General features: G+C 69.2%; 6 protein-coding genes. 4 read left to right on the plus strand and 2 right to left on the minus strand.

From position 1 onward, the window contains the following. Nucleotides 1–44: 44 nt before the first annotated feature. Entirely contained in the window at nucleotides 45–815 is a 771-nt protein-coding gene (locus ACFY3N_RS06785; RefSeq protein ID WP_390815547.1) for a potassium channel family protein, read from the minus strand. Nucleotides 816–889: 74 nt separating this feature from the next. After that, nucleotides 890–3,637: a pyruvate dehydrogenase (acetyl-transferring), homodimeric type gene (gene aceE / locus ACFY3N_RS06790; RefSeq protein WP_390815548.1), complete on the minus strand. Its 2,748-nt coding sequence runs from the start codon at nucleotides 3,635–3,637 to the stop codon at nucleotides 890–892. A gap of 405 nt (nucleotides 3,638–4,042) precedes the next feature. Here aceE and ACFY3N_RS06795 point away from each other — a divergent pair, with 405 nt between their 5' ends. The 4 genes from ACFY3N_RS06795 to ACFY3N_RS06810 all read left to right on the plus strand — a co-directional run bounded on the left by ACFY3N_RS06795 (nucleotide 4,043) and on the right by ACFY3N_RS06810 (nucleotide 6,450). Then, nucleotides 4,043–4,480, plus strand: a complete 438-nt coding sequence (locus ACFY3N_RS06795) for a DUF3052 domain-containing protein (RefSeq protein ID WP_030218400.1) — start codon at nucleotides 4,043–4,045, stop codon at nucleotides 4,478–4,480. A gap of 109 nt (nucleotides 4,481–4,589) precedes the next feature. Then, nucleotides 4,590–5,048, plus strand: a complete 459-nt coding sequence (locus ACFY3N_RS06800; protein ID WP_390815572.1) for a peroxiredoxin — start codon at nucleotides 4,590–4,592, stop codon at nucleotides 5,046–5,048. Nucleotides 5,049–5,160: 112 nt separating this feature from the next. Further along, entirely contained in the window at nucleotides 5,161–5,736 is a 576-nt protein-coding gene (locus tag ACFY3N_RS06805) for a calcium homeostasis/redox stress adaptation protein (protein ID WP_383348116.1), read from the plus strand. 138 nt (nucleotides 5,737–5,874) lie between these two features. Then, nucleotides 5,875–6,450: a TerD family protein gene (locus tag ACFY3N_RS06810; RefSeq protein ID WP_390815549.1), complete on the plus strand. Its 576-nt coding sequence runs from the start codon at nucleotides 5,875–5,877 to the stop codon at nucleotides 6,448–6,450. Nucleotides 6,451–6,656: the final 206 nt, after the last annotated feature.

Consider the following 6,656-nt stretch of genomic DNA (forward strand, 5'->3'; position numbering starts at 1 on the left):
CGGGCACCGGCGAGGGTCCCCGGTGGGGCGCCGGGGGCCCTCGCTCATGCCGGTCCGCGCGGTACCCCGGTCACCTGATCCCGGTCCGCCGCGGACCCCCGCAGCGCCGCGACCTCCCCGCGCAGGGCCCGCACCTCCTCCGTCAGCGCCCGGATGGCCGCCGTCTGCCGGCGCTCCTCCTCGTCGTCCATCTCGAACCGGGAGATGAACCAGGCCGCGATGTTGGCGGTGACGACACCGAGCAGCGCGATGCCGGAGAGCATCAGCCCGATCGCGAGCATCCGCCCCCATCCGGTGGTCGGCGCCATGTCGCCGTACCCCACGGTGGTCATCGTCGTGAACGCCCACCACACCGCGTCCTCGAGCGTGTGGATGGACGCCCCCGGCCGGCCCCGCTCCACCTCCAGCACGGCCAGCGCGCCGAACACCAGCAGCCCCAGACAGCAGCCGGCGACGTACGTCGTGACCCGGATCTGCGACGCCAGCCGCGCCCGCTGCCCGGCGAGCAGCAGCAGCGACACCAGGCGCAGCAGCCGCAGCGGCTGCACCAGGGGCAGGACGACCGCGAGCAGCGCCAGCGGGTTCGCCCGCACGAAGCGCGTCCTGTCCTCGCTCAGCCACAGCCGGACGGCGTAGTCGACGGCGAAGGCGCCCCAGACCCCCCAGTTCACGGCGTGGCAGGCGGTCAGCAGGGGCCGTGGGGCGTCCGGGTCCACGATGGGCAGCGCGTAGGCGACCGCGAAGAGGACGGCCAGTGCCATCAGGGGGGTCTGGGTGCGGCGCTCCCAGCGGTCCAGCGCAGTCGGTTCGGACATGGGGGCATCGTAGAGAACGCCGGCCGGCGGCCCGTGGGACCGCCGGCCGGCAGGGGGCCGTGACCGGTGACGCCCTACGCGTCGCCGCCCGCCACCCCCGGGTCCGCCGCGGCCACGTCCAGCAGCCGGTACCGGTCGATCGCCTGCTTCAGCACCGACCGGTCGAGGTGTCCCTCCCGGGCCAGTTCCGTCAGCACCGCCACCACGACCGACTGCGCGTCGATGTGGAAGAACCGCCGCGCTGCTCCCCGGGTGTCCGCGAACCCGAACCCGTCCGCGCCCAGCGACTGGTACGTCCCCGGCACCCAGCGCGCGATCTGGTCCGGCACCGACCGCATCCAGTCGGACACCGCCACCACCGGCCCCTGCGCCGCCGCGAGCTTCCGCGTCACGTAGGGCGTCCGCTGCTCCTCCTCCGGGTGCAGCAGGTTGTGCCGCTCGCAGTCCACCGCCTCGCGCCGCAGCTCGTTCCAGGAGGTCGCCGACCAGACGTCCGCCCTGACGTTCCACTCCTCGGCGAGGATCCTCTGCGCCTCGATCGCCCACGGCAGCGCGACCCCGGACGCCAGGATCTGCGCCGGGAGCGAACCCGCCGTGCCCTCGCTGAAGCGGTAGAGGCCCTTGACGATGCCCTCCGCGTCGACGTTCTCGGGCTCGGCCGGGTGCTGGATCGGCTCGTTGTAGACGGTCAGGTAGTAGAAGACGTCCTCGCCGTGCGGGTGCTCCTCGTCGGAGCCGTACATCCGGCGCAGCCCGTCCTGCACGATGTGCGCGATCTCGTAGCCGAACGCCGGGTCGTAGGCGACGCACGCCGGGTTGGTGGACGCCAGCAACTGCGAGTGGCCGTCCGCGTGCTGGAGGCCCTCACCGGTCAGCGTCGTGCGCCCCGCCGTCGCGCCCAGCACGAAACCGCGCGCCAACTGGTCGCCCATCTGCCAGAACTGGTCACCGGTGCGCTGGAAGCCGAACATCGAGTAGAAGACGTAGACCGGGATGAGCGGCTCGCCGTGCGTGGCGTACGCCGATCCCGCCGCGATCAGCGAGGCCGTGCAGCCGGCCTCGGAGATGCCGTCGTGCAGCATCTGCCCGTTCGGCGCCTCCTTGTAGGCGAGCAGCAGCTCCCGGTCCACGGACTCGTACTGCTGCCCGAGCGGATTGTAGATCTTCGCGCTCGGGAAGAACGAGTCCATGCCGAACGTGCGGTACTCGTCCGGCGCGATCAGCACGAACCGCTTGCCGATCTCCTTGTCCCGCATGAGGTCCTTGAGGAGGCGGACGAAGGCCATGGTCGTCGCGATGGACTGCTGACCGGAGCCCTTCTTCACGGTCGCGTACGTCTTTTCCTCGGGCAGCCGCAGCGGCTTCGACCGCACCACCCGCGTCGGCACGTACCCGCCGAGCGACTTGCGGCGGTCGTGCATGTACTGCATCTCCTCCGTGTCCGGCCCCGGGTGGTAGTAGGGCGGCAGACCGGATTCGAGGTCCTTGTCGGAGATCGGCAGGTGCAGCCGGTCCCGGAAGTGCTTGAGGTCGTCGACCGTCAGCTTCTTCATCTGGTGCGTGGCGTTGCGGCCCTCGAAGTTCGGGCCCAGCGTCCAGCCCTTGACCGTCTTCGCGAGGATCACCGTCGGCTGGCCCTTGTGCTCGACCGCCGCCTTGTACGCCGCGTAGATCTTGCGGTGGTCGTGACCGCCGCGCCCCAGGTGCAGGATCTGGTCGTCGGTCATGCCCTCGACCATCGCGCGCAGCCGGTGGTCGTCGCCGAAGAAGTGGTCGCGGATGTACGCGCCCGACTCGGTGGCGTAGGTCTGGAACTGCCCGTCCGGTGTGGTGTTCATCTTGTTGACCAGCACGCCGTCGCGGTCCTGCGCGAGCAGCGGGTCCCAGGTGCGGTCCCAGATCAGCTTGATCACGTTCCAGCCGGCGCCCCGGAAGACCGACTCCAGCTCCTGGATGATCTTTCCGTTGCCGCGCACCGGGCCGTCGAGCCGCTGCAGGTTGCAGTTGACCACGAAGGTCAGGTTGTCCAGCCCCTCCCGCGCGGCGAGGGTCAGCTGGCCCAGCGACTCCGGCTCGTCCATCTCGCCGTCGCCGAGGAACGCCCACACGTGCGAGCGCGAGGTGTCCGCGATGCCGCGCGCGTGCATGTAGCGGTTCATCCGCGCCTGGTAGATAGCGCCGATCGGGCCGAGCCCCATCGACACGGTCGGGAACTCCCAGAAGTCCGGCATCAGCCGCGGGTGCGGGTACGACGAGAGCGCGTACGGGGCCTTCGACCTCTCCTGGCGGAAGCCGTCCAGGTGCCGCTCGCTCAGCCGGTCCAGCAGGTACGCGCGGGCGTAGATGCCGGGGGAGGCGTGCCCCTGGAAGAAGACCTGGTCGCCGCCGTCGCCCTCGTCCTTGCCGCGGAAGAAGTGGTTGAAGCCCACGTCGTACAGCGACGCGGAGGAGGCGAAGGTGGCGATGTGGCCGCCGACCCCGATGCCCGGCCGCTGCGCGCGGGAGACCATCACCGCCGCGTTCCAGCGGGTGGCGTTGAGGATCTTGCGCTCGATCTCCTCGTTGCCCGGGAAGAACGGCTCGGCCCGGGTCGGGATCGTGTTGACGTAGTCCGTGCTGCGCATCTCGGGCACGGCCACGCGCTTCTCGCGGGCACGCTCGATCAGTCGCAGCATCAGATAGCGGGCCCGCTCCCGGCCGCGCTCGTCGACCGCGGCGTCGAGGGAGTCGAGCCACTCCTGGGTTTCCTCGGGATCGAAGTCAGGAACCTGACTCGGAAGGCCGCCAATGATGATCGGGTTGCGATCGGATGCGGAAGCCACGCTGTTCCTTACCTGTCAGAGGGCCGTGAGACGGGCCGCGGTTTCGCCGGTACGGCCCGGATTGCGCCGATCCCCATGGTCCACCTCGGGGCCGTCGGCGTCATCTCTACCGGGAGGTAATCCGGAGTCGCGACCAGTACGGTGTGCACAGGGCTCGTCCATTCGAGTCTTCGTACACATGGACGGTTCCCAAAGGGCCAAACGGGGCACAAAGGTGTGGTGTACGTCACTTCGGGTCATGATGGTGTGCCTGGAGTTGCGGTGACCCGGCCAGGATCGTCACCGTTTCGGCGGTCTGTACGGCCGGGTACTTGCGCGATCCGTCCCGCCCGTGTGGACTACGGCCAATGCTTCGCGCACGCGCGTGGCTGAGTTATTTCCCAAGACATGATCAGGAGGCAACCCGTGAGCGCGACCGCGGACCACGCGGAGGAGCGGACGAACCCTGCCGCCAGGCTGGGTTTCCAGCCCGGGCAGGTGGTCCAGGAGATCGGCTACGACGACGACGTCGACCAGGAGCTCCGCGAGGCCATTGAGGGCGTCATCGAGAGCGACCTCGTCGATGAGGACTACGACGACGTGGCTGACGCCGTTGTGCTGTGGTTCCGCGACGACGACGGCGACCTGACGGATGCGCTGGTGGATGCCACCACGTACATCGAAGAAGGCGGCGCGATCCTGCTCCTCACGCCGAAGACAGGCCGTTCGGGCTACGTGGAGCCGAGCGACATCTCGGAGGCGGCCACCACGGCGGGCCTGACGGCGGCCAAGAGCGTCAGTGTGGGCAAGGACTGGAGCGGCAGCCGGCTGGCGACGCCGAAGGCGGCCAAGTCCAAGCGGTGAACCACCTCCGGACGGGCCGGCCGCGTCCTGCGTCGGCCCGTCCCCCGGCCCGTCGTGCTCCCTGCGTAGGGTGGTCGGAGCGAACCACCCCGAAGGGATGAACACGACGATGGCGATCCAGGTCGGCGACAAGGCCCCCGACTTCGAGCTCAAGGACAACCACGGGGCGACCGTGCGGCTGTCCGACTTCCGTGGGCACAAGAACGTGGTGGTGCTCTTCTACCCGTTCGCCTTCACCGGCGTGTGCACCGGCGAGCTGTGCGAGGTCCGCGACCGGCTGCCGCAGTTCTCCGACCGCGACACCCAGGTGCTCGCCGTCTCCAACGACTCCATCCACACCCTGCGCGTCTTCGCCGAGCAGGAGGGTCTGGAGTACCCCCTGCTCAGCGATTTCTGGCCGCACGGCAACGTCTCGCGCGCGTACGGCGTCTTCGACGAGGACAAGGGGTGCGCCGTGCGCGGGACGTTCATCATCGACAAGGAGGGCGTCGTGCGCTGGACCGTCGTCAACGCCCTGCCGGACGCCCGTGACCTGAACGAGTACGTCGAGGCGCTCGACACCCTGTGATTCTTCGGTTGCGGGGCCTGCGGCGGCGGGGAACCCGTCACTAGGATCGACTCGTTGATCCGACATCCACCGCACTACGGGGCACCCGCCCCAGGACACCAATGGAGGACTCGTGGGAGTCAGCCTCAGCAAGGGCGGCAACGTATCGCTGACCAAGGAGGCGCCAGGCCTGACCGCGGTCATCGTCGGTCTGGGGTGGGACATCCGCACCACGACCGGTACCGACTTCGACCTCGACGCCAGCGCGCTGCTGCTGAACAGCAGCGGCAAGGTCGCCAGTGACGCGCACTTCATCTTCTTCAACAACCTGAAGAGCCCGGACGGCTCGGTCGAGCACACCGGTGACAACCTCACCGGTGAGGGCGAGGGCGACGACGAGCAGATCAAGATCAACCTCGCCGGGGTCCCCGCCGACGTCGAGAAGATCGTCTTCCCGGTCTCCATCTACGACGCCGAGAACCGCCAGCAGTCCTTCGGCCAGGTGCGCAACGCGTTCATCCGCGTCGTCAACCAGGCCGGCGAGGCCGAGATCGCCCGCTACGACCTGAGCGAGGACGCCTCGACCGAGACCGCCATGGTCTTCGGCGAGCTGTACCGGCACGGCGCGGAGTGGAAGTTCCGCGCCATCGGCCAGGGCTACGCCTCCGGCCTGCGCGGCATCGCGCAGGACTTCGGTGTGAACGTCTGAGACGGCCACGCCCGAGCCCGGCCGCGCCTTCCGCGGCCACACCGCCAGGCGCCGCACGGTTCACGTGCGGCGCCTGGGGGCGCCCCCTCCGGGGGAGCGCAGGACCACCTGAGGAACATCACCAGGGGAGGGACCATCATGGGCGTCACGCTCGCCAAGGGGGGCAATGTCTCCCTGTCCAAGGCCGCACCCGATCTCACGCAGGTCATGATCGGGCTCGGCTGGGACGCGCGCTCCACCACCGGAGCCGACTTCGACCTCGACGCCAGCGCGCTGATGTGCAGCGGCGGCCGGGTCATGGGGGACGAGTGGTTCGTCTTCTACAACCAGCTCACGAGCCCGGACGGCTCGGTGGAGCACACCGGTGACAACCTCACCGGCGAGGGCGACGGGGACGACGAGTCCCTGCTGGTCGACCTCCCCAAGGTGCCGGCCCAGTGCGACAAGATCGTCTTTCCGGTCTCCATCCACCTGGCCGACGAGCGCGGCCAGACCTTCGGCCAGGTCAGCAATGCCTTCATCCGCGTGGTGAACCGGGCGGACGGCCAGGAACTCGCCCGCTACGACCTGAGCGAGGACGCCTCGACCGAGACCGCGATGATCTTCGGCGAGCTCTACCGCTACCAGGGCGAGTGGAAGTTCCGTGCGGTGGGACAGGGGTACGCGTCGGGCTTGCGGGGCATCGCTCTAGACTTCGGAGTCAACGTTTCGTAAAGCCGATCACGGCAGCGGGGGAGACCCGTTAACACACCTGGGGTAGCCAGTGGTTCTGAAAACCTTCGGCTGGTCGTTCGCGGTCACCGCGCTCGGTCTGGTCGCAGCGATCCTCTTCGGGGGGTGGACCGCCTTCGGCATCGTGGCGATCCTCTCGATCCTGGAGATCTCGCTCTCCTTCGACAACGCGGTGGTCAACGCCGGCA

The organism is Streptomyces sp. NPDC000348 (genome assembly GCF_042898795.1).
GTDB lineage: Bacteria > Actinomycetota > Actinomycetes > Streptomycetales > Streptomycetaceae > Streptomyces.

Bases quoted from the DNA above. Each gene is read 5' to 3' on its own strand.
- ACFY3N_RS06810 (WP_390815549.1), top strand. From the start codon at position 5,875: ATGGGCGTCACGCTCGCCAAGGGGGGCAATGTCTCCCTGTCCAAGGCC.
- ACFY3N_RS06800 (WP_390815572.1), top strand. From the start codon at position 4,590: ATGGCGATCCAGGTCGGCGACAAGGCCCCCGACTTCGAGCTCAAGGAC.
- ACFY3N_RS06785 (WP_390815547.1), bottom strand. From the start codon at position 815: ATGTCCGAACCGACTGCGCTGGACCGCTGGGAGCGCCGCACCCAGACC.